The 23,154-nt window shown below is 63.2% G+C and carries 21 protein-coding genes; 5 read left to right on the top strand and 16 right to left on the bottom strand.

What is annotated here, in order from left to right; all coding sequences use genetic code 11:
• Window positions 1–37: 37 nt before the first annotated feature.
• The 7 genes from pgm to grxD all read right to left on the bottom strand — a co-directional run bounded on the left by pgm (window position 38) and on the right by grxD (window position 9,016).
• Window positions 38–1,678 carry a phosphoglucomutase (alpha-D-glucose-1,6-bisphosphate-dependent) gene (gene pgm / locus VIE67_RS00395; RefSeq protein ID WP_332022240.1) on the bottom strand — a complete coding sequence of 547 codons (1,641 nt, stop codon included), beginning with the start codon at window positions 1,676–1,678 and terminating at the stop codon, window positions 38–40.
• Window positions 1,679–1,700: 22 nt separating this feature from the next.
• Window positions 1,701–1,865, bottom strand: coding sequence for a hypothetical protein (locus VIE67_RS00390; RefSeq protein ID WP_332022239.1), 165 nt, complete (start codon window positions 1,863–1,865; stop codon window positions 1,701–1,703).
• 125 nt (window positions 1,866–1,990) lie between these two features.
• Complete coding sequence (gene ppnN / locus VIE67_RS00385) at window positions 1,991–3,364, bottom strand: nucleotide 5'-monophosphate nucleosidase PpnN (RefSeq protein WP_332022238.1); 1,374 nt, start codon at window positions 3,362–3,364, stop codon at window positions 1,991–1,993.
• Window positions 3,365–3,534: 170 nt separating this feature from the next.
• The gene (locus VIE67_RS00380; protein WP_332022237.1) at window positions 3,535–6,822 is read right to left on the bottom strand and encodes a TonB-dependent receptor; all 3,288 of its coding nucleotides are present in this window, start codon (window positions 6,820–6,822) and stop codon (window positions 3,535–3,537) included.
• Window positions 6,823–7,236: 414 nt separating this feature from the next.
• Window positions 7,237–7,830: a YhgN family NAAT transporter gene (locus VIE67_RS00375; RefSeq protein WP_414707232.1), complete on the bottom strand. Its 594-nt coding sequence runs from the start codon at window positions 7,828–7,830 to the stop codon at window positions 7,237–7,239.
• Window positions 7,831–7,904: 74 nt separating this feature from the next.
• A complete protein-coding gene (locus VIE67_RS00370) occupies window positions 7,905–8,696 on the bottom strand; it encodes an SDR family NAD(P)-dependent oxidoreductase (protein WP_332022235.1) in 792 nt (263 codons plus the stop codon).
• Window positions 8,693–9,016 carry a Grx4 family monothiol glutaredoxin gene (gene grxD, locus VIE67_RS00365; RefSeq protein WP_332022234.1) on the bottom strand — a complete coding sequence of 108 codons (324 nt, stop codon included), beginning with the start codon at window positions 9,014–9,016 and terminating at the stop codon, window positions 8,693–8,695. The genes VIE67_RS00370 and grxD overlap by 4 nt, the downstream gene beginning before the upstream one ends.
• Before the next feature lie 159 nt (window positions 9,017–9,175).
• Between grxD and VIE67_RS00360 the strand changes: the two genes are divergently transcribed.
• The gene (locus VIE67_RS00360; RefSeq protein ID WP_332022233.1) at window positions 9,176–9,754 is read left to right on the top strand and encodes a superoxide dismutase; all 579 of its coding nucleotides are present in this window, start codon (window positions 9,176–9,178) and stop codon (window positions 9,752–9,754) included.
• Window positions 9,755–9,854: 100 nt separating this feature from the next.
• On the opposite strand, the gene VIE67_RS00355 is transcribed toward VIE67_RS00360, so the two are convergent.
• Window positions 9,855–11,000 carry a 5-(carboxyamino)imidazole ribonucleotide synthase gene (locus VIE67_RS00355; protein WP_332022232.1) on the bottom strand — a complete coding sequence of 382 codons (1,146 nt, stop codon included), beginning with the start codon at window positions 10,998–11,000 and terminating at the stop codon, window positions 9,855–9,857.
• Window positions 10,997–11,503, bottom strand: coding sequence for a 5-(carboxyamino)imidazole ribonucleotide mutase (purE, locus tag VIE67_RS00350; protein WP_332022231.1), 507 nt, complete (start codon window positions 11,501–11,503; stop codon window positions 10,997–10,999). The genes VIE67_RS00355 and purE overlap by 4 nt, the downstream gene beginning before the upstream one ends.
• Window positions 11,504–11,578: 75 nt before the next feature.
• Between purE and VIE67_RS00345 the strand changes: the two genes are divergently transcribed.
• From VIE67_RS00345 to nadC, 3 genes are all read left to right on the top strand, one after another.
• On the top strand, window positions 11,579–11,845 hold the full coding sequence (locus VIE67_RS00345) for a Trm112 family protein (protein ID WP_332022230.1): 267 nt from the start codon (window positions 11,579–11,581) through the stop codon (window positions 11,843–11,845).
• Window positions 11,846–12,071: 226 nt separating this feature from the next.
• On the top strand, window positions 12,072–14,306 hold the full coding sequence (locus tag VIE67_RS00340; protein WP_332022229.1) for a DUF1631 domain-containing protein: 2,235 nt from the start codon (window positions 12,072–12,074) through the stop codon (window positions 14,304–14,306).
• A gap of 82 nt (window positions 14,307–14,388) precedes the next feature.
• On the top strand, window positions 14,389–15,240 hold the full coding sequence (nadC, locus tag VIE67_RS00335) for a carboxylating nicotinate-nucleotide diphosphorylase (protein WP_332022228.1): 852 nt from the start codon (window positions 14,389–14,391) through the stop codon (window positions 15,238–15,240).
• 3 nt (window positions 15,241–15,243) lie between these two features.
• Here the strand turns inward: nadC and VIE67_RS00330 are convergent, their stop codons facing one another.
• Window positions 15,244–16,059: an FHA domain-containing protein gene (locus VIE67_RS00330; protein ID WP_332022227.1), complete on the bottom strand. Its 816-nt coding sequence runs from the start codon at window positions 16,057–16,059 to the stop codon at window positions 15,244–15,246.
• A 26-nt stretch (window positions 16,060–16,085) separates the two neighbouring features.
• Complete coding sequence (locus tag VIE67_RS00325) at window positions 16,086–18,560, bottom strand: protein kinase domain-containing protein (RefSeq protein ID WP_332022226.1); 2,475 nt, start codon at window positions 18,558–18,560, stop codon at window positions 16,086–16,088.
• Window positions 18,561–18,702: 142 nt separating this feature from the next.
• Here VIE67_RS00325 and VIE67_RS00320 point away from each other — a divergent pair, with 142 nt between their 5' ends.
• Complete coding sequence (locus VIE67_RS00320; RefSeq protein ID WP_332022225.1) at window positions 18,703–19,062, top strand: DUF3301 domain-containing protein; 360 nt, start codon at window positions 18,703–18,705, stop codon at window positions 19,060–19,062.
• 16 nt (window positions 19,063–19,078) lie between these two features.
• On the opposite strand, the gene VIE67_RS00315 is transcribed toward VIE67_RS00320, so the two are convergent.
• The 5 genes from VIE67_RS00315 to petA all read right to left on the bottom strand — a co-directional run bounded on the left by VIE67_RS00315 (window position 19,079) and on the right by petA (window position 23,089).
• On the bottom strand, window positions 19,079–19,489 hold the full coding sequence (locus tag VIE67_RS00315) for a ClpXP protease specificity-enhancing factor (protein WP_332022224.1): 411 nt from the start codon (window positions 19,487–19,489) through the stop codon (window positions 19,079–19,081).
• 172 nt (window positions 19,490–19,661) lie between these two features.
• Complete coding sequence (locus VIE67_RS00310; protein ID WP_332022223.1) at window positions 19,662–20,285, bottom strand: glutathione S-transferase N-terminal domain-containing protein; 624 nt, start codon at window positions 20,283–20,285, stop codon at window positions 19,662–19,664.
• A gap of 179 nt (window positions 20,286–20,464) precedes the next feature.
• Window positions 20,465–21,205: a cytochrome c1 gene (locus VIE67_RS00305; protein WP_332022276.1), complete on the bottom strand. Its 741-nt coding sequence runs from the start codon at window positions 21,203–21,205 to the stop codon at window positions 20,465–20,467.
• 7 nt (window positions 21,206–21,212) lie between these two features.
• The gene (locus VIE67_RS00300; RefSeq protein ID WP_332022222.1) at window positions 21,213–22,493 is read right to left on the bottom strand and encodes a cytochrome b; all 1,281 of its coding nucleotides are present in this window, start codon (window positions 22,491–22,493) and stop codon (window positions 21,213–21,215) included.
• Entirely contained in the window at window positions 22,493–23,089 is a 597-nt protein-coding gene (gene petA / locus VIE67_RS00295; RefSeq protein ID WP_332022221.1) for a ubiquinol-cytochrome c reductase iron-sulfur subunit, read from the bottom strand. The genes VIE67_RS00300 and petA overlap by 1 nt, the downstream gene beginning before the upstream one ends.
• Window positions 23,090–23,154: the final 65 nt, after the last annotated feature.

The raw sequence follows: 23,154 nt of genomic DNA, 5'->3' as shown, positions 1-23,154 counted from the left end.
GGGGGCGAGCCCCCGATCGAATGTTTCAGTCCGTCACTCAGCCAGCGCCAATCGTTTTGTCGACGACGCTCTGCGCCTCGCTGAGAATGCGTTTCAGGTGCGCATCATCGATGAAACTTTCCGCATAGATCTTGTAGATGTCTTCGGTGCCTGACGGACGCGCGGCGAACCAGCCGTTTTCCGCCATGACCTTGATGCCGCCGATGCGGCCGTTGTTGCCCGGGGCGCGGTCGAGCACGTGCTGCACCTTTTCGCCCGCCAGCTCGGTGATCTGGATTTTCTCCGGCGTGAGTTGCGACAGCTTTTTCTTCTGCTCGGTATTCGCGCGCGCATCGACGCGGCTGGATTTCGGCTCGCCGAGCACCTGCGTGAGATCACGGTAGTACTCACCCGGATCGCGGCCGCTGCGCGCGGTGATCTCGGCGGAAAGCAGCGCCGCGGCGATGCCGTCCTTGTCGGTCGTCCACACCGTGCCGTCGATGCGCGTGAACGTGGCGCCGGCGCTTTCTTCGCCGCCGAAACCGAGCGAACCGTCGAGCAGGCCGTCGACGAACCACTTGAGCCCGACTGGTGTTTCGTACAGGCGCCGCCCGAGCCGTGCAGCAACGCGGTCGATCATTGCGCTGCTGACCGCGGTCTTGCCGACCGCAGCATCGCTGCGCCAGCGCGGGCGATTGCGGAACAGGTAGTCGATCGCCACGGCCAAGTAATTGTTCGCCGGCAGCAACCCGACGCTGCGCGCGACTATACCGTGGCGGTCGTGATCGGTGTCGCAGGCGAAGGCCACATCGAAGCGATCCTTGAGGCCGATCAAGCGCTGCATCGCGAACGAAGACGACGGATCCATGCGGATGCGGCCGTCCCAGTCGAGCGACATGAAGCGGAAGGTCGGATCGACGGTTTCGCTGACCACGGTCAGATCGAGTTTGTACTGCTCGGCGATGCGCGCCCAGTAGTGCACGCCCGCGCCGCCGAGCGGATCGGCGCCGAGCTTGATCCCGGAGCCGCGGATCACGTCCATGTCGACCGCATTGTGCAGATCGTCGACGTAGGCGCCGAGGAAATCGTGCTCATGCGTCGTCGGCGCGCGGCGCGCCTGCGCGTATGGCATGCGCCGAACTTGCACGAGGCCGCCTTCGATCAGGCGATTGGCCTCGGTTTCGATCCAGCCCGTCGCGTCGGTATCAGCCGGACCGCCATTCGGCGGGTTGTACTTGAAACCGCCGTCCTCGGGCGGGTTGTGCGACGGCGTGATCACAATGCCGTCGGCGAGTCCCGCGCTGCGGCCACCGTTGTACACAAGTATCGAATGCGAGATCGCCGGCGTCGGCGTGTATTCGCCGCCCGCGGCGATCATGGTCTCGATGCCGTTCGCCGCCAGCACTTCGAGCGCCGTGGCGAATGCAGGCTCCGACAACGCGTGCGTGTCGACGCCAATGAACAGGGGTCCGTCGATATTCTTGTTTTTGCGGTAGGTGCACACCGCCTGGCTGACCGCGGCGATATGCGCGTCGTTGAAACTTGCACGCAGCGAGGAGCCGCGATGACCCGAAGTGCCGAATGCTACCCGTTGCGCAGTGATCGCCGGGTCGGGCTTGCCGGTGTAATACGCGGTGATCAGGCGCGGAATGTTTTCGAGCGCGGATTCGGGCGGAAGTTGGCCGGGAGTTGCGTTCATATGATTCGTCCTTCAAGAGCCGTCATTCCAGCGAAAGCTGGAAGGGCTTTACAACAGCGAAGCTGGTCATCCGGTTTGTATACTTTGAAAGAAGAAATGGATCCCAGCCTTCGCTGGGGTGGCGAGCCAAATTATTGTCGAGCCACAGACTCTGGCCAAGCGCGTGCAGTCGTTGCGTCGAATTCATAATGTTTTCCTTCCCGCCACTTCCCTTCTCCCGCCGGGAGAAGGTGGCCCGGAGGCCGGACGAGGGTACGCCCCCGCAGCAAGGTTACGAGGAAGGCGAACCCTCTCCGGGCGGGAGAAGCCTCTTCATGTTTTGACTCGATAGCAGGGCACGTAGGAGCTCGTACCCGGCAACTTCATGCGCTGTTGCGCGACGAAACTGGCGAGCATCTTGTCCAGCGCGCGCATGATTTGTGGATCGCCGTCGATCTCGAACGGACCGTGCTCGGCGATCGCCTTCATGCCGCCCTCCTTGACGTTGCCGGCGACGATGCCGGAGAACGCACGGCGCAAATCCGCCGCGAGCAGATGCGCCGGCTGATCGCGGCGCAAATTCAGCGCGGCCATGTTCGCGTGGGTCGGCTTGAATGGCTTCTGGAACTGCAGTTCGATATGCAGTCCCCAGTTGAAGAAAAACGCATCCTGGCTGTTGATGCGGAACTCGCGCACCTTCTCGATGCCCTTGTGAACGACACGCGCGGTCTCGACCGGATCGTCGATCACGATGCGATAGCGCTGCGCGACCGTGTCGCCAAGCGCGAGGCGCAGGAACTGGTCGATCTGCTGGAAATATTCCGCCGACTCCTTCGGTCCGGCGAACACCAGCGGAAATGGCATGCCGGCATTGTCCGGATGCAGAAGTATACCGAGCAGATAGAGAATCTCTTCCGCGGTGCCGACGCCGCCTGGAAACACGATGATGCCGTGGCCGATGCGCACGAATGCTTCGAGGCGCTTCTCGATGTCCGGCATGATCACGAGGTGATTCACGATCGGGTTCGGCGATTCCGCTGCGATGATGCCGGGCTCAGTGATGCCGATGTAGCGCTTGGAACGCAGGCGCTGCTTGTCGTGCGCGATCGTCGCGCCCTTCATCGGCCCCTTCATCGCGCCCGGTCCGCAGCCGGTGCAGATGTCGAGCCCGCGTAGGCCCAGATCGTAGCCGACGAGCTTTGTATACTTGTATTCCGTGCGCCCGATCGAGTGACCGCCCCAGCAGACGACCAGATTCGGTTCCACGTTCGGCCGCAGCACGCGCGCGTTGCGCAGGATTTCGAACACCGCGTGGGTGATGCCATGCGAGTCGTCCAGGTCGAAGCGGCCCGCATCGATCTGCGTCGCCACATAGGCGATATCGCGCACGACCGCGAACAGCAGTTCGTTGATGCCGCGGATAATCTTGCCTTCGACGAACGCGCGCGCCGGCGCATTGCGCAGTTCGAGTTTCACCCCGCGATCCTGCTGCAGCACCTGGATATCGAAGTCCGGATAGCGCTCGAAAATGCTGCGTGGATCGTCGTCGGTGGAGCCGCCGGAAACGAGCACGGCCAGCGCGCAGCGGCGCAGCAGGTTGTACAGTCCGCCCTTGGTCGCATCGCGCAGGCGCGTGACCTCGTTGCGCGACAGGACGTCCATGCCCGCGGCCGGCGAGATGCGCGCGCTTACAGTCGGATTTGCCATTTATTTTTCCTTGCTTGTGCAATCGACGCGTTCACGGGAAATCTCGTCGTGACGCGGGTCTTGTAGTATCTGGATCGTCGCAGTCATGCGCAAGCCGCCGACAAAAAAACCGGCGTCCTTGCGGACGCCGGTTTCGTGTTGCGGTCGCGCGATCCCTTCGCGCGATCCAATCAGAACTTGTACTTCAGAGTCAGCAGCATCTGCCAGCGGGAAACCACGCGTGCCGGATTGGTGTAAGTGTCGTACAAGGTGTAGGCCTGCGGCGGCCTGCTCAGGTTGTAGACGTAGTGGCCGTTGGCGACGGACGCGGAGGAGACCAGGTTGCGCGTGCCGAAGAAACCGGCGTTTTCGACGTCGCCCCACTTCTTGTTGAGCAAATTCAGGAAGTTGTAGATGTCCAGGCGGACGATGAACTTGTCGTTGCCGAAGAAGCCCGGCAATTCCTGCTGCAGGCCCAGGTCGAGCTGATTCACCCACGGCGAGTTCGAGGCATTGCGTGTGGCAATCTGTCCGCGGCGAGATTTCAGGTACGAGTTGTTGTCGATGAAGGCATTGAAACTATCGATCTGCGCCTGGGTGGCGCTGCCGTAGCTCACGAGCGGGTCGTTTTTCAGCGGGATATAGGCCAGATCATCGAAGGCCAAGGAGTCGCCATTCACGTCACTGCCGAAGGTCCAGCTGTAGGGCAGACCGCTATGACCAGTGTAGAACAACGACGCCGTGGTCTTGTTGTCGCCAAAGAAAGCGTGATCCCAGCTCAACGCAGTCTTGAACGACAACGGAATGTTGAAACGCGAATTCGCCGCAACGATTTCGTTCGCGTTGACGCGTGGGTTGTAGTTGAAGTTCGAATACGCCTGCGAACTGGTGCCCGGGTTGACATCCGTCGAGTGGGTGAAGGTGGCACTGACGGTACCGCTCAAGCCATTTTGCCACGGCTTGCTCAACGCCAGGGTCAGCGAATTGCTCATGCCCTGGCTGGTGTTGGTCAGCTCGGTGGAACGGGTGTTGATCTCCGGGTAGGCGCCGAAGTTGGCGCCGGTGCCGGAGGTGCCAGCGGTCTTCCAATACGAATCGCGACCATCGGGCAAGGTGCCGTTGGTTACTCTGCCGATGTTTGGGGCGATGTAGGCGATGGCGTCGCTGGCCTTGATGAACAGGTACTCGGCCGAGCCGACCAGGCCCCACCACGGCAGCTCGGAGTCGAAGGCCAGGTTGAGCTTCAACGAGGTTGGCAGCTTGAAATTCGGATCGAGGGTGTCGATCTGACAGACGCCGGCTGAACCGCCACATACGCCAGCCGTGACGGTCGCGGGGCCGGGCTGGTGGTTCGGGTCGGGGCTGAAGGGAGGGTTGCCCAGCGAGTTGTTGGTGTACTGTTTCGACCCGACCACGCCGTTGTTGACGTACGGGTTGGACAGCCACACCGTGGGTGGAACGCTTTGGAACAGGCCCACGCCACCGTGCAATTGCATCTTGAGTTCGGTGTCGAAGCTATAGTTGAAGGCCACGCGCGGCTCGACGACCGAATTCCTGCTGCCCAGCTTGGTGTTGCTGGGATAGCCGAAACGGCTCTGCCACACGGGCGCGCCCGCCGTCACGCCGGAAATTCCCGCATTCTCGACCGCAACCGGCGGCGCATGGTCGGAATTCGGCATGTCGATGCGTACGCCGTAGACCAGCGAGAATCTGTCGGTTGCCTGCCAGATGTCCTGCAGGAACGGGCTGATCTGCGTGTACTTCCACGTACCGGCGCTGTCGGCCAGAGTGACGCCGTCCGGCAGGACGTTCACGACGTACGTGCCATAGTTGCCGGCGGCGATCTCGTCCGCAGGCGTGCCATTGCCGTTCTTGTCGTAGAACCCGTACGAACCATGCAGCAACTGGCCGAAAACGTCGGCCGTCTTGTTGCTCAGGTAGTCGAAACCGGCCTTGACGACATGGTCGCCCAAGTGCCAGGTGCCGGCCAATGTGCCGTTGAGGCGCTTGCTGGCGATCGAGTTCTCGTGGCGGAACCGGTCCTCGCCCGCGATAACCCAGTCGACTGAGCCGGGAATGGAGGTGGGGTTATTGGGGCAGTTGGCTGCAACGGCGGTAAAGCACGCATACACCTCGGGCTGGTTCTTGGCCGCCCCATTGGTGTTGTCGAACTTCTGGTAGCCGAGCTTGAACTCGGTGCTGAAGGTGTCGGTCCAGTCGCTGAACAACTGGAAGGAATAATTGTCGGTCTTGCTGGCGGAAGTGTAAAAGTCGCTGGACAGGATGACGCTGGTGGGCAGCACGTATCCGCTGTACGGGGTGGGCTTGCTCTCCTCGGTGCGCTGGTAGGTGAAGCTGGCGCGCTGGCTGTCGGTTATGTTCCAGTCCAGCTTGGCGAGAGAGCGCTTGTCTTCCAGAGTCAAGCCGGAGCCACCGCTGCCATTGGTTCCCGGGTCGATGCCGATGGACGTGAACGCGTGGGCGACTGCATCCACCTGCGCCTGCGAGAGACCCCCGATGCTGCTGACGGCGTCGGTACCGACGCCCTTGATGCCGGTGATCTTCTGGTCTTCGTAGGCGGCAAAGAAGAACAGCTTGTCCTTGATGATCGGGCCACCGAACGTGGCGCCCCAGGTCTTGTTCTTGTCGAAGCCCGAATAATCGGCGCCACCGCGACTGCCGACCATGCTGCTGGCGTCCGTATACGCACCGTACACCGAACCGTGGAACTCATTGGTGCCCGACTTGGTGACGGCGTTGATGTTCGCGCCGACGGAATCGAATGCGGCGTCGTAATCGGTGGCCTTGATTTCGTAAGCGGCGATGGTGTCGGGCGAGATCGGCGACCCGCTGAAGCCCAGGCCGTTGGAGTTCAGGCCGAAGGGATCCCTAACCGACAGGCCGTCGACGCTGATCTCGTTGAAGCGGTTGTTCTGGCCGGCCAGCGAGATCGATCCGTCGTTCTGGTCGGTGACGGTGATGCGCGGGTCGAGACGCGCGATGTCGTCCAGCGAACGGTTGCCGCTGACGGCGGTTTCCAGCGCGCGGCCGCTGACGTAGGTACCCAGGCCCTTGTTGTCCGAGTTGAAGGTCGAGTTCAAGGTGCTGGCGGAGACGATAATGCCTTCGAGCTGCGTCGCCGCTGCGGCGCCTTCGACGAGGTTTGCGGTAGCGACCTGGCCAAGCTCGATGTACACGTTGTCGACATCCACTTCCTTGATGCCGTTGCCCTGCGCTTCAATGTGATACGGGCCACCGACGCGCAAACCCTGCGCCTGATAGCGGCCGTTGGCATCGGTGACGGCATTCGATGCGGTGCCCGACGGCACATGCACGATGCGCACCTTGGCGCCCGCGACGGGGCTGCCATTGGCGCTGGTGACGCGGCCGGAAACACCCGATGTCGTGTCCTGTGCGTAGACCACGCTCGACATCGCAAGGATGGAGGAAAGCACCAGCGGCAACAGCTTCATATTCATCTTCATCATTATTTTGCCCTTTTTGCCCTTTTTGCTTATTTATACTTTGTGCAGCCCGAACGCAAAATCGGCAAGCGGACCCTGCTGTGAAGCCGCAAGATCCCTCTAATTTGCGCGTATGTTTTTCAGCATGAACACCGCATCGGCGTTGATCGGGATAACCCGGAACGCTGAATCGTTAACGCAAGCTTAACTGCACTTTATGACAATTTTCCAACGTTTGCCAGCCCGAGTTTGGAATTTACAAAACTGAACAAGGTGCGGCAAAGTGATGCGACGAAGGTGCCATAACGACCGATCTTAATCGGATCGCTGCCCGTCGGCCCTGTCTGGCGATTCGGGCCCGGATCGCGGCGAATTCGTGCCAGTGCGGGCCGCGACCGCGAAGGGTACGTCTGCAGCGCCCACGCGTGCTCAGCCCAAGCGCAAATACGCGGACACCCCGTCGAGAAACATCTGCACGGACAATGCGACCAGCAGCATTCCGACGAGACGCTCGATCGCGGTCAGCACGCTGTCGCCGAGACAGCGATACAGATAGGTCGACGACAGCAGAATCACGGCCGTCGCGACCCATGCGCCGAACAGTGCGATGCTCCAATCCGCCGTGCGGCCTGGATTGGAATTGGCCATCAGCATCAGGGCCGCCATCGCCGACGGACCGGCGACACCGGGTATCGCCATCGGCACGATAAACGGCTCGGCGCCTTCCGGCCCGCCGAAAATGCTGCCGTCACGCGGCGGAAACACCATCTTCACGCCGATCAGGAACAGCACGATGCCGCCGGCGATGCTCACCGATTCGGGCCGCAGTTGCAGCACCTTGAGCACGAAACCACCGCAGAACAGAATCGCGAACAGCGCGAACAGTGCGATCACCAGTTCGCGCGCGAGCACAAAGCGCCGCCGTTCTGGCGCAACGTTCTTGAGCAGACCGAGGAACACCGGCACGTTGCCGAGCGGATCCATGATCAGGAACAGCAGGATTCCCGCCGACAAGGTGCTGATGCTGGTATCCACGATTCCCCCAACGCCCGAATAATCTTCGCCCGGATGGTGAGCTTAACCCTATTGCTTCCCGCTCAGCGCAAATCCAGGACGCGGCCGCGGGCGGCTCGTGCATCGTCGCCAAGCAGATAGACGACGGCCTGCGCCGTAGTGTCGGCCACCGGCAGGGCGAGCGTATTCTCGCCGAAGTAGGCCGTGCGTCGCAGCATGCTGCGCATCGGCGCGGGCAGCAAGGCGTGTATACGCACGCGGCTCGATTCGCATTCCTCGTGCAGGATCGAAACCAGTCCTGCCAGCGCAAATTTGCTCACGCCGTAAGCGCCCCAAAACGCCTTGCCCACGCGCGCCGGATCATCAAGCACGAAGACCACGCTGGCATCGGTGGGCGAAGTGTCCGCAGTCGCAGCGCCGTGCAGCAAGTCCGCGCAGGCCTGGATCAACAGGAACGGCGCACTCAGATTGACCTGCAGTGCGCGCAGCCACGCCTCGGGCTTGATATCGGCGACCGGCTGCAGACCATCGAAATGCGCGGCGGCGAACACGATGCCATCGAGCCGTGTGTACTCGCGCGCGATCGTTGCCGCGAGATCGGCGTAGTGCTGCGGCGTCGCACCGGAAAGATCGAGCGGGTAAATCGCGGCCGCACCCGGATGCACTGCTTCGATCTCGTCGTATACTTTTTCCAGCGCGCGCGGCGTGCGCCCGAGCAGCACGACGCGCGCACCGGCCTGCGCTGCCGCCAGCGCGCTCGCGCTGCCCAGCGCACCAGCCGCGCCGACGATCAGGACGACGCGATCGTGCAGCGATCCAGCGAGCGGTTTCCAGTCCGCCGGCAAGCGGGCGGCGGCGCCAACGGCGAAATTCACGCGGGCGCTTTCTGCGCCTCTTTCACCATACGCGCCAACTCGCCGCTGTCCTGCAGTTCGAGCGTGATGTCGCAGCCGCCAATCAGCTCGCCGTTGATGAACAGTTGCGGGAAAGTCGGCCAATTGGAATAGCGCGGCAGGTTGGCACGGATGTCCGGATCCTCGAGCACATTCACCGAGGTGAACTGCGCGCCGGCGGTCTTCAGCGCCTGCACGGCGCGCGAGGAAAACCCGCACATCGGAAATTGCGGCGTCCCCTTCATGAACAGCAGGATCGGATGGTCTTGCACGGTTTGCTGAATGCGTTCTTGTATGTCCACGGTGATCTCGTTACTCATTGCTCGCACGATGCTCCATTGTAGCAGCAGCGGCCGCTTGCGATCTGCAACGTAGTGCATGTCTATCGATCGATAACGGTTAGCGCAGGGCGATTGTTTTATACTGCCAATCCCCCAAGTCCACTGCCAAGGAGACGCCCGATGGCGATCGAACTTCCCGCCCTGCCCTACGCGCGCGACGCACTCGCGCCGCATATTTCCGCTGAAACGCTCGACTATCACTACGGCAAGCATCACCAGGCCTATGTCACCAATCTCAATAATCTGATCAAGGGCAGCGAGAACGAGAACCTCGATCTCGTCAGCATCGTCAGGAAGGCGCAAGGCGGCGTGTTCAACAACGCCGCACAGATCTGGAACCACACGTTCTACTGGAACTCGCTTTCACCCAAGGGCGGCGGTGAGCCGAGCGGGAAACTGGCCGATGCGATCGTGAAATCGTTCGGCGGTTTCACCCAGTTCAAGGAGGAATTCTCGAAGACGGCGGTCACGACCTTCGGCTCAGGCTGGGCCTGGCTCGTGCAGCGCGCCGATGGAAGTCTGGGCCTCGTGAGCACGAGCAATGCCGCCACGCCGATTACCGGCGCCGACCGCCCGCTGCTGACTTGCGATGTGTGGGAGCACGCCTATTACATCGACTACCGCAATGCGCGGCCGAAATATGTCGAGGCGTTCTGGAATCTGGTCAATTGGGAATTCGCGGGGAACCAGCTGGCCTGATTTGACTCGCGTCGAAAAAAAGGCCGCCTTGAAGGCGGTCTTTTGCTGCGTGCCTCGCCTCTGCCGTCATTCCCGTGCAAGCGCGAATGACGGGCAGAAGCTAAGCGTGCGAGCGCGATTCCGCCAACGCAGCGATCACGGGCGCCACCTGCGCCTCGCGCCCAAGCGCGCGCGCGACACTCACCAGGCGCTCACGCATTTCCGCTGACCCATCCGCACGCAGGGTTGCGTGCCCGACCTTGCGTCCCGCACGCGGCGATTTGCCGTAGTCGTGCCAATGCGCACGCGGCTCGGCGAGCACCGGCAGCGCGTCGGGCAGCTCGCCGATCCAGTTGAGCATCACGCTGATGCCAAGCGCCGACGTATCGCCCAGCGGCAATCCGAGCACGGCGCGCACATGGTTCTCGAACTGGCTGCAGACCGCGCCTTCGATCGTCCAGTGCCCGGAGTTGTGCACGCGTGGCGCCATTTCGTTGCCCAGCAGGCGGCCGTCGCTGACGAACAGTTCCAGCGCGAACGCACCGACGTAGTCCAGATGTTCGGCGATCGCGCGCGCGTGACTCAGCGCAGGTCCGGTCAACGCTTGCGTGTCCGCCGCCGGCGCGAGGCTTGCGGAGAGAATGCCGTCGGCATGCCAATTCTGTACAAGTGGATAAGTACAGAATTCACCGTTGCGTCCGCGTACCGCGACCAGCGAGACCTCGCGCTCGAATGCGACCCAGGCCTCGAGGATCAGCGGCACGCCGCCGAGTGCGGACCATGCCGCGTCGACGTCGGCTGCGGATTTCAGGCGGAACTGGCCCTTGCCGTCATAGCCGAGGCGGCGCGTCTTCAGCACGGCGGGACAACCGATCGCCGCCAGCACACGTTCGAGATCGGCGCGGCTGTCCACCGCGGCGAACGCGGGCGTATCCAGGCCCAGTTCGCGGAACAGGTTTTTTTCGGCGAGGCGATCCTGGGTGGCGGCGAGCGCGCGCGGATTCGGAAACACTTGCGTACGCTCGGCCAGCCAATGCGCGGTGTCCGCCGGCACGTTTTCGAAATCGAACGTGGCGACGTCGACAGCCTGGGCGAAATCCTCGAGCGCGGCGAAGTCGCGCCAGTCGGCCTTAAGCAGCGGCGCGACTTGGCCGGCACAGGCATCCGGCGCATTGTCCACAACGATAAAACGCACACCGAGCGGCGCGCCCGCGAGCGCGAGCATGCGTGCCAGCTGGCCGCCGCCGAGAATGCCGACCGTACTCATGGATTGCGCGGGTCGGGTTTCGCCAGCACCTGTTCGGTCTGCGCTGCGCGAAAATCCGCGAGCGCACGCGCGACGACCGCGTCTTCGAGGGCGAGCATGCCCGCCGCAAACAGCGCGGCGTTGACCGCCCCGGCCTTGCCAATCGCGAACGTCGCCACCGGCACCCCGGCCGGCATCTGCACGATCGAGAGCAGCGAATCGACGCCGTTGAGCGCCTGCGATTGCACCGGCACGCCGAGTATGGGCAACGCGGTTTTCGCGGCGAGCATGCCCGGCAGATGCGCGGCGCCACCGGCGCCGGCGATGATCGCTTTCAGTCCGCGCGCGGCGGCCTGCGCTGCATAGTCGAACAGCAGATCGGGCGTGCGGTGCGCCGACACCACGCGCACTTCATGCGCGATGCCAAGCTTGCCGAGGATGTCTGCCGCGGGCGCCAGCGTGTCCCAGTCCGAACGCGACCCCATCACGATGCCAATGCGCGGCTGTGTGTCGTCTTTAGTCATGGCCTGATCTGCTCGTGGCCCCGGTGCGGCAAAACCGATATTCTAGGCGTAAATTCCAGCCAGTCATACTTCGTCATGGACAAACGCCTGCTCGACATTCTCTGCTGCCCGGTCACCAAGACGCCGCTCAAGCCGCTGAGCCGCACCCAGCTCGACGCGCTCAACCGCGAAATTTCCCGACATGCGGTGCAGACCATCGCGGGCGCGGAAGTCGCCTCTCCGCTGCAGGCCGGCTTGCTGACCACGGATGGCAAAGTCATCTATCGCATCGAAGACGAGATTCCGGTTATGCTCGCGGATGAGGGTATCGGCACACTCCAATTGAGCGGCTTTCCAATCTGATGTCCAACCTCGTTCTGCAAGCAAAAAACATTGCTTGCATGCGTTATTATGCGAAACAGTTCAACACTTGCGTTCTTGACAAGCGCTAGTCTTGAGCCACAGGGTAAGCATTCCACCCTTCCGGTGGAGTCGGGGTCTCACTTTTTGGCATTGACGCATGAGCGCCAAGAACGACGGCAGTAAGGTTGTAAGTCTCCCTCCGCGGCAGCCTATGGCGCAATCTTTTGTGGACCGCTTGAGCGAGCCGCTCAAGACGGTGCGCGACCTGACGCTCAGGCGCATCAACGAGATCATAAACGCCCTGTTCGAGAACACCGACGACGCGTTGTTCAGCTTGGCCGAGCACGCCAAGGGCGACGCCGCGTATACCGAGTTTTTCGACGACATGCGCGACGTGCGCAAGAAGCGGCAGCACGTCGAACGCGCGACGCTCGAACGCATCAGCCAGATTTTCGATGAATTCGCTTTCGCCCGGCTTGCGCCACCGAAAACCACCGCCGTCGCACCGAATGCGGATGTCGGTCTGAGCCTGGTCGACGACGACGAACTCGAGGAAGCGCTCGCGGTCAGCGGCATGATCGCAAAAACCGAATCGCGCCTCGGCCATCATCTGTATGCGCTCAACCGGCGCCTGTCGGCAATCCGCGGCGTGCCGGTCGAAAACACCACCAACCCCATCGGTCCGGCGCAGTTGTGCGCAGCTTTCCAGTTGGCGCTGTCCGTTTTTGATCTGCACCTGGCCTCGAAGCTGATCGTGTTCAAGTTGCTTGATCGCTATTTGATGTCGGGGCTGGATCTCCTGTACGAAGGCGTCAATGCGCACCTGATTCACGCGGGCGTGTTGCCGCAACTGCGCTTGCGCGGCGGCCACACGGCCCCGCCGGCTTCCGCCGCACCTGCGCCCGCGGGCGCATCGGTGCAATACCCGTCCAACTATGCAGGTGAAGCCGCCGCTGGCGCGCAGACACCGATCGAAACGGAAATCTACCAGACTCTGCGCTCCTTGCTTGCTCTGCGCCATCAAGGGTCTGCAGCCTCAGGGCCCGCGCCGATGATGCCGGCCGAAGGCGCGCAGCCCGCGGGCGTACCCCTGCTGGCACCGACGGATCTTTTGTCCGCGCTGCAGATCCTGCAAAGCCAGAGCATGATGTCGCAGAACTATGGTGGGGAAGCTCTGGTGCACGCTCGCCAGCTCAAGCAGGCCCTGCTCGACCAGGCCGACCAATTGCAGGCAGGATCGCACGCACGCGTCTCCGCGGTCGACGAGGACACGATCGATCTGGTCGGCATGCTGTTCGAATTCATCGTGCAGGACCGCGACATACCGGTGCAGATCCAGGCCTTGCTCGCGCGCCTGCAGATTCCCTATCTCAAGATCGCCCTGCTCGACCGCCACCTGTTCACGCACAAGACCCATTCGGCGCGACTGCTGCTCGACAACATGGCGCTGGCCTGTGTCGGCAAGTCCAACGATTCGCAGGCCGATCAGCCGCTCTACGAAAAAATCAGGGACGCGGTCGAAACGATCCTGCGCGAATTCGATGACGACCTCGCCCTGATCGAGCGCACCAACACGGACTTCAACGCCTTCGTGGCCGCTACCAAACGGCGCGCCGAACTGACCGAAAAGCGCACCGCCGAAGCCGTGCGCGGGCGCGAGAAACTCGACTACGCGCGCCAGCTCGCCGCGCGCGAGATGCACCAGCGCTGCGATGGCAAGCAGTTGCCCGCACTGTTCCACACCCTGCTCGTCGGTCCCTGGGCGCAGAATCTCGTGCTGATCGCGCTGCGTCAGGGCGAGACGTCGGCAGAGTGGAAACAGGCGCTGAATTTCGCCGACGCTTTCGCCTGGAGCGCCACGCCGAAGTTCAGCGAGGAAGACCGGCAGCGTTTGCGCGATCTGCTGCCGGGCATGTACGACTATTTGCGCAAGGGGCTGGCGACGGTGGCCTATCAAGGCGACGACGTGCAGCGCCTGCTGCGGGAACTCAATACATTCCACCAGAGCCTGATCGATGTCGCGCCCAGGACGGCAGCGCGGACCGGCGGCGCCGCGAACGACCCCGCCGTCGCCGAGATCGTCGGCATGATGGAAAAGAACGCCCTGCGCTGCGAGCCCGAGGCGTCGCCGGAAGCGGAAGACGTCGATCCGGCATGCATCAAGCAAATCCGCGCGATGAAGGTCGGCGATTGGGTGGAGTTCGGCCGCGCCGGCAGCGATGCACAGCAACGCGCCAAGCTTTCCTGGATCAGCCCGATCAGCCACAAGTATCTGTTCGTCGACCGCAAGGGACTCAAGGTCGTGGACAAGACGATTGCCGCGCTCGCCGCCGAACTCGGTGACGGCAGCCTGACCCTGCACAAGGACGATCCGCCGCTGTTCGACCGCGCCCTGGGCGCGATCGTCAAGCGGCTGAAATCCGCACAGGACACCGGCGCGGGTCTTGCGCACGCAACCTAGGGTCTGCCACCCTGCCGGGCCGGACGGGCCCTGAACTGAAGTCAGCGGCCAGTCACCGACAGACTTTGTGGAGCCAGCGCACGTGTTCACGCCCGATCCGCCCGCGCCGGACGATGTGCGTCGCGACGTCGAGCGCGCGCTCGCCGAGGATATCGGCAGCGGCGACGCCACTGCCGACCTGCTGCCAGCGGACGCGCAAGCGCAGGCGCACGTCGTCACGCGCGAAACTGCGCTGCTTGCCGGCCGCCCCTGGTTCGATGCCTGCTTCCTTGCGCTCGATGCGCGCGCCGAAATCCGCTGGCTCGCGCGGGACGGCGAGCAGGTTGCTGCAGATGCGACATTGTGTACTTTGCGCGGCAACGCGCGCGCACTGGTCGGTGGCGAGCGCTGCGCGCTGAATTTCCTGCAGACCCTGTCGGCCACGGCGACGACCACCGCGCAATACGTCGCCGCCGTGCGCGGCACGCGCGCAAGGATCCTCGACACGCGCAAGACTCTGCCCGGCCTACGCCTGGCGCAGAAATATGCGGTGCGCTGTGGCGGCGGACACAATCATCGCATCGGCCTGTTCGACGCGATCCTGATCAAGGAAAACCACATCGCCGCAGCCGGCTCGCTTGACGCGGCTGTGCGCGCGGCACGCGCAGCGCATCCGCGGCTGCTGCTCGAAGTCGAAGTGGAGAATTTCGCCGAACTCGACGCCGCGCTGGCCGCCGGTGTCGATCGCATCATGCTCGATGAATTCGCACCCGCAAGCCTGCGCCGGGCGGTGATGATCGTGGCCGGCCGCGTAGCGCTCGAAGTGTCGGGCGGAGTCGGCCTCGACTCGGTGCGCGCGATCGCCGAAACCGGCGTCGATTTCATCTCGGTCGGCGCGCTGACCAAGCATGTGCGCGCGATCGACCTGTCGATGCGCGTCGACCTGCGCACGTGACGCCTAGCTGAGGAAGGACCAGCCCAGGGCGAAGAGCGCGACCGCGGCCAGCACGACCATACCCAGAGCTACCAGCAGCAGCGTCAAGGTTTTCGACCGCGTCCGCACCGGCGGTTCGGCCTGCGTGGCGGGCCCATCACGTGTAGGGGTCAGATGCTCCGCTTCCTTGCCCGGCACGATCAACAGGAAGCGCACGACATCGATGCGCAATTCATCGCCGGGTTTGAGCAGCGCCGCACCGACCATGCGCCGGCCGTTGATGAAGGTGCCATTCGCCGAGCCCAGTTCTTCGACCATGACGCCGTCCGGCACCAGCCCAAGACGGACATGGTGGCGCGAGATTTCCTCGCTCGGAATGCAGATGTCGCAGTCGCTGCTGCGGCCCACGACCATATTGCCGCGAATCGGAAAGCGTTTGCCGAAGGTCGCACCGGAAACACCGCGCAGCACGAACTCCGACGCGTCCATGCGCACATTCGTGCTGTCGCCGAGCGCGACCGACACCGGCCTCTGCGCGATGCGCGGCGACTTCCTGCGTTCGGTCGCGACGACGCGGCACTCCACCTCCGCGATCTGCAACAGGTCGCCGCCTTGCAGCTCCGCATAGCTCGTCAGCGCAGCGCCGTTGAGCCGGGTTGGTGCGCCGATCGCGAGCGGGCCTGCCTCGCTGCGTCCACTCTGCGTGCGCAACTCGCAATGCCGCGGAGTGACGCCCGCGACATCGAGCACGATCTCGCAGGTTGGGCTGCTGCCGATGACGAGAGCGCCTTCGGTCAGATCGACCGGCGCGCGCTCGCCATTGGGGAAAAACAATTTCATCCTCGAAAATCCCCGCTGCCGACGGCTTACTTGTCGATTTCGCGCGCGAGGCGGAAACCGACGCTGTTCAAGCCGACATCGGCAGCGAACGAATCTCCGCTGGTGGCGGCGTCCTTGGGCGCCGACATCCATGAGCGACCCTTGGCCAGGTAGTCGCGGCAGGTGCCGCCGGCCGGCGCCGCGGCGCCGTTGCCGCAAGCCGCGACCCACACGCGCACGTTGCCGCTGGCGTCATGTACGCCGCCGGACTCGAAATGCGCGGCTGGCGCGGTTTCCGCAAAACCATCGTCGCAGCTGGCGCCGTCGCGGCTTTCGTACTTGCGATTGAACGCCGCGTCGGCAAGATTCGCTGCCTTGCAATCTGAAGTGGCGCGCGCGGCGAGTTGATCGAATTCGGCGACGCTGAGCAGGCGGTAGCGCTTGCCGCTCTGGTGGCTCAACCACTGCGCATAAGCGGCGGCTTCGGCCCAGTTCACGCAGACCACCGGATGGCTGTCGTCCTGATCGAAGCCCGGACTCTGCCAGGTGCGATCCCGCGACGAGCGGAAAAATGATTCGCGGTCGCGGCAAGCCGGCTCCTTGCCCGCAAATGCCGCCCGTCCCGCGGCGTTCCAGTAGCGGCGAAATTCGCCGCGCGTCACATCGTGCCGCGCCACCGCGGTTCTGCCGCCACCGAGTACCAACATATCCGGCCCCTGACCGCCATCGCCGAGCTTGTCGTGGAACACGAAGCCGGGTTCGCCGAGCGTCGCCACCAGCTTCAGGCCATCGCGCGCAGCCGCATTGTTCGGGTCGATTTCCAGCACCTTTTCGTATGCGGTCTTGGCGGTGACCTTGTCGAGCTCGGCCACCGCCCCCTTGGCCTGCGCAAGGTACGGCTCGGCCACTTTCGCGCGCCGCGTCGCGACATCCTGGCGCACGTCGGCGGCTTCGTCGAGCGTCTTCGCCACGTCGTCGGCATTGGTCAGCAGTTGCAGATACGCGCTCGTATCGCTGCCGGCCTGGGCCTTGTCCGCAAGCTGGATATACTTTTTTGCAATATCCAGAATGGCCAGTTTTGCAGTCTTGTTTTTCGGATCCCGCTTCAGCGCGAACTGGAAACGTTCGAGCGCATTCGTGCCCGGCGGCGTGGTCAGACGCTGGCTGGCGAAATCGATGCGGCCCAGGCGTATCGCCTCGGTCACCGGATCGACCACGGTCGGCAGCGCGAACACGTCCGTGACCGGAACAAACTCGCCCACGGCAGCTTCTGCGGCCGCGTCCAGACTTGGTATCGCGGTCGCATCGGTCGACGCCGACTTCGTTGCGACATCCGGACTGACGACCATATTCGTCGAAGGCGCGGGCTGGGCGGCAGTGGCAGGCGGTGGTGTCGCCTGAACCCGCAGCGGACCCTTCTCGACTGACGAATGTCTGCCGAATTGCGTATACGACACAAATCCGATCAGCGCCAGCGCAGCAACGACGAACAGGGGCCAACGTGCGCGCGCCGGCGGCGGTGCAGCGCTCGCGCCGGCCGTGGGCACGGTTTGCGGCGCCGCAGCCGCGGTCTGCGGCAGCGGGTGCATCATCGTGGCGTAGGCTGCCGGTGGTGGAGCTGCGGCGGGCTTTTCCGCCTCGATCCCTGGCGTCGGGTCGGTTATCTCCAGTTGCGCCGGCGCAGATGATGGCGGCGGCGGCGCGGCGGCTTCAATCAAGCCAGAGCGGCCTTGCATCAACTTGTTCAGCGCGTCGAGGAACTCGCGCGCGCTCGCGAAACGCTGGCTCGGGTCTTTCGCCAGCGCGCGATCGATCAACGCCTGCCAGTGCGCGCGCTCCGGCGGCAGACGCGGAATCGGTTCGAACACATGCGCGTAGGCGACGGCGAATCCGTCCACGCCGTCGTACGGCGGTTTGCCGGTGAGACCGAAATAGGTCAGCGCGCCGAGACTGTACAGATCAGCACGTGCATCGAGCGGCGTGCCGCGCGCCTGCTCCGGACTGATGTAGTGCCCGGTCACCGCGGAATAATCGGTGCCGGTGCTGCCTGCGCTCGCCCCGATCGCACGCGCGATGCCGAAATCGGTCAGGATCGGCATGCCGGAGACATCGTACAAAATATTGCGCGGGGTGACGTCGCGATGGATCAGGCCGCGCTGATGCACGTAGTCGAGCGCCTGGGTGACGCCATCGAGGGTTTCGAAGAGCGCGGGGTCGTCGATACCGCGCTGCACACGCGCCATGAAATCGCCGCCAGGCAGGTATTGCATCGCAAAATAATAGCGATTGCCGGGAGCGACCCCGACGTCGTAGACCGCGATGACGTGCGGATGCGCCAGTGAAGCCAGCGTGCGCGCCTCCTGCATGAAGCGCTCGGCGAACGCCGGATCGTCGGCAAGCGCCTGTGCCATCACCTTGAGCGCGACTTCGCGGTCGAGCGACGCCTGCAGCGCGAGGTAAACGGTCGCCAGTTTATTGGCGTCGATTTCGCGCTTGATTTCGTACCCGGGAATTTCGATCACAATCTCGTCCCCTGCTGGGAGCTCCGACCATAGCCCTTGCGGCGCGACGGCCCACTGCGCTCATTGTAACGAAATCGCGCCGCGGCAGCCGCGCCTTGTGTCGCGAACCGCAAGCCTTACACTTGGGCCGATGCTGCCAACCATGCTTTCGCTGATCCTGGTCCTGCTGGCCGTATACGTCTGGCAGAACGCGCTCAAGGCGCGCGAACGCGCGCGTGAACTGGGTCACGGACTGTGCTCCGGAGCCGGCGTGCAACTGCTCGACCAGAGCGTCGCGCTGTCCGGGCTGGCCCTGGCGCGCAACCGCGAGGGCCGTCTGTGCCTGCGCCGCAGCTACGCGTTCGAGGTCAGCCTCGACGGCCACGATCGCCATCGCGGCGGTCTGCAGATGCTCGACGGCCGCATGCTGTCATGGAGCCTGCCGGTAACCCATGCGCAGCCGCTTGCGGCCGACTCGAATGTCATCGAGATGCGCCGACCGCAGCCACCCAGCCTGGATTGAACGAAAGATTTGCGCGTTACTTGACCACGCGCAGATGCGGGCCTTTTTTTGCCGGCGCCTCGATCGCCGCTTCCGGCGTCGCCGACGGTGGCGTCGGCGGCGAGTTCTCGGCCGGGAACATCATCCCCTGCCCGTTCTCCTGCGCATAGATCGCGAGCACCGCGGCCATCGGCGCCTCGACCGGTTGGCTGACGCCGGAAAAACGCGCCGTGAAGCGCACGCGATCCTTGCCCAGTTCCAGTTGCGCAACCGCGCGTGCGGCGATATTGAGCACCACGCGACCGTCCTTCACCGCACTTCGCGGTACGTTCACGCCGGGTGCGGCCGCGTCGACGAGGATGTAGGGGGTCATGCCGTTATCGGCGATCCACTCGTACATGGCGCGCAACAGATAAGAGCGATTGGAGGTCATCACGACGGTGTTCATAGACGACTTTAGAATTATCCAGACGAATTTAACCACAAACGACGCAAAGGACTCGAAGAAGGCATAAAACAATCCTTCGCTTTTCCTTCGTGTACTTCGTGTACTTCGTGCCCTTCGTGCCCTTCGTGGTAAAGCTTGAAGCTTTCTGGATTGCCGCGTCGGGCAGGCATTCTCAGGGACGCAGCGCTTTTTCTTCCTCGGTCAGGCTGCGCGTAAATCCGGGATTGCGGAAAATGCGCTCGCCGTAGTCGTTGATCACGTGCGCTTCACGCGGCAAGAGGACGCCGAGGCTCGGCAGGCGCCAGATCAGTGGCGCCAGCGCACAGTCGGCGAGGCTCAATTCCGGATTGAGGAAGAATTTCGCCGCCTTGAACAAGGGCAGGCTCGCCAGCAGCGCTTCGCGCAGACGTTTGCGCGCGGTGTCGGCGGGACGTCCGCCCGCCGCGATCTGGCCGACCAGCGGCAGCCAGTCGCGCTCCATGCGCACGATGCCCAAGCGCAGGCGCGCGCGCGACAACGGATCGACCGGCATCAGCGGCGGATGCGGATAACGCTCGTCGAGATATTCGCAGACCACGCTCGTTTCGTAGACCACGAGATCGCGATCGACGAGAGTCGGCACGCTGTGATACGGATTCAGATCGAGCAGATCCTCCGGCGGTGCTTGCGGGTTGACCGCGATGAAGTCGTAGGTCACGCCTTTGGCCGCAAGCACAAGGCGCACCCGATGGCACTGCACGCAATCGCGTGAGGAATACAGAGTCAGAACGGTGCGCGATCGCGGATTCAAGACCATGCCGGCTGGTTTTCCTGGAGCTGCCCAACGTCCCCACGCAGGAACGGAACTATGCAGGCCGCGCCCGCGTCCCGTCAGTATTCCTCCAATGTACACCTGCGGCGCACCCACCGCATAGCGCCGCAAAAAAAATCCAGGCGCGATGGAGCGCCTGGATTCGCTGGGCCGAGCCGATCGGTCTAGTGCACGTCTTTCCAGTACTCGTGCTTGAGCAGATAGGCGAGGAAGGTGAAGAAGGCCAGATACAGGATCACCCATACACCGACCGCTTCGCGCTTCAACGCCGCGGGTTCGCCCACGTATTGCAGAAACGCGGTGATATCGCGCGCGGTCTGATCGTACTCGTCCGCGGACAGCTTGCCGCCGACCGGCGCTTCGAGTTTCTCGACCAGCGGATCCTCACCGGGCTTGGCCGGCGCATAGGTCGCGCGCTGCGAGCCTTGCAGTTCCCACAGCACGTTCGGCATCGAGGCGTTCGGAAACACCAGGTTGTTCCAGCCGACCGGTCGCGACGGATCCAGATAGAAGGATTTCAGATAACTGTAGATCCAGTCCGGACCCTTCGCGCGCGCTTCGAGCGACAGGTCGGGCGGCGCCTTGCCGAACCAGTCCTGCGCGTGGTCGGCGGGCATGTTGGAGACGACCTGGTCGCCGATGCGCGCACCGGTGAAGGCGAAGTTGCTCAGCACCTCCTCGTTCGACAGCTGCAGATCCTGGGCGAGCCGCGAGTAACTCATGTACTTGATCGAGTGACAGCCCGAACAGTAGTTGAAGTACAGGCGCGCACCGCGCTGCAACGAAGCGATGTTGGATACATTGGTATTGGCGACCGCCAGCCCGCCTTCCTCGGCGCAGGCAGTGCCTGCGGCCAGCAGCAGCGCGGCGATCAGGCCGGTCTTGACGATCAGACGCTGGATCATGTTGGGCTCAGTCATGGGTGGTCACCCGCTCCGGTACCGGCTTGGTTTTCTCGAAACCGAACGCGGTGTAGACCCACAGGAAAATGAAGAAACCGAAGTAGAGGGCTGTGAGCAACCAGCCGATGTGCATCTCGATGCTGGTGACATCGGCGCTGGCGCCGAACAAATGCGGAATCCATTCGCTGGTCTTGCCTGCACCGATGGAGCCGAGTAACACGAAGGCCAGTGCAAACAGGCCGAGCGCGATCCTGTAGCCGCGGCCGCGGTAGCGGACAGACTTGACCAGACCGCGATCCAGCCAGGGCACCAGGAACAGCACTACGATCGAGGCGAACATCACAAAGATGCCCAGGCCCTTGCTCGGAATCACGCGCAGGATCGCGTAGAACGGGGTGAAGTACCAGACCGGTTTGATCTCGGCCGGCGTGACGAGATTGTTCGCCGGGATAAAGTTGTCGTTCTCGAGGAACCAGCCGCCCGCGGTGGGCTGATAAAAGATGATGAACGCGCAGATGATCAGAAAGAAACCGGTACCGAACAGATCCTTGACCGTGTAGTACGGATGGAAGGCGATGCCGTCGAGCGGAATGCCGTTCGCACCCTTCTTCTTCTTGATTTCCACGCCGTCGGGATTGTTCGAACCGACTTCATGCAGCGCCGCCAGATGCAGCACGACGAGCAGCAGCAGCACCAGCGGCAACGCGATCACGTGCAGGGCGAAGAAGCGGTTCAGGGTCGCATCGGCCGGGTTGTAGTCGCCCATGATCCACTGCACCAGCGTATCGCCGATCCACGGCACCGCACCGAACAGCGAGATGATCACCTTGGCGCCCCAGAACGACATGTTGCCCCACGGCAGCACATAGCCCATGAACGCCTCGGCCATCAGGGCGAGGAAGATCAGCATGCCGAGCAGCCAGACGAGTTCGCGCGGCTTCTTGTACGAACCGTACATCAGGCCACGGAACATGTGCAGGTAGACGACGATGAAGAACATCGACGCGCCGGTGGAATGCATGTAGCGGATCAGCCAGCCCCAGTCGACGTCGCGCATGATGTATTCGACCGAGGCGAATGCGGTGTCCGCGCCCGGCTTGTAGAACATGGTCAGGAAGATGCCGGTGACGATCTGGTTGACCAGCACGATCAGCGCGAGCGAACCGAAGTAGTACCAGAGATTGAAGTTCTTCGGCGCGTAATACTCGGACATGTGCTTGCGGTAGACCGGCATCAGGCCCGGGGCGCGGTCGGTGATCCAACCGCCGATGGCTGCGAATACGTTTGCCATTAGGCCGTCCCCTCCGGATTCACGCCGATCATGATGTGCGTGTCGTCGACGAACTTGTACGGCGGCACGACCAGATTCATCGGCGCGGGCACGCCCTGAAACACGCGACCCGAAATGTCGTAGCGCGACTTGTGGCATGGGCAGAAGAAACCGCCCTTCCATTGCGGATCGAACGGTTCGGCCTTGATCTCGGGCACATACTCGGGCGAGCAGCCCAGATGCGTACAGATGCCGATCACGACCAGCCATTCCGGCTTGATCGCGCGCGCTTCGTTCTGCGCATATTTCGGCTGCTGGTCGGCCTCGGATTTCGGATCCTTGAGGCGGCTGTCCACCTCCGGCAGCGTGTCAAGCAACGCCTTGGTGCGGTTGATGATCCACACCGGCTGACCGCGCCATTCCTTCATCAGGCGCTGACCGGGTTCGACCTTGCTGATATCCGCCAATACCGGCGCACCGGCGTTGATCGCCCGCTGGCTCGGTTCCCAAGACTTGATGAAAGGGACCAACGCGGTCGCAGCTCCCACACCGCCGACGACCGCTGTCGTCGCAGTAAGGAAACGCCGGCGTCCCTGATTCACGCCCTCATTCGCCATCCGGCACTCCGAAAGATACAAAAAAGTTCACGCGGGGATTTGCAGCTTGCCGCAAAAATCATGTT

The organism is Rudaea sp., assembly GCF_036560865.1.
Lineage (GTDB): Bacteria > Pseudomonadota > Gammaproteobacteria > Xanthomonadales > Rhodanobacteraceae > Rudaea.
Note: the sequence above shows the minus strand (reverse complement) of the source record. Positions and strands in the feature narration are given on the sequence as shown.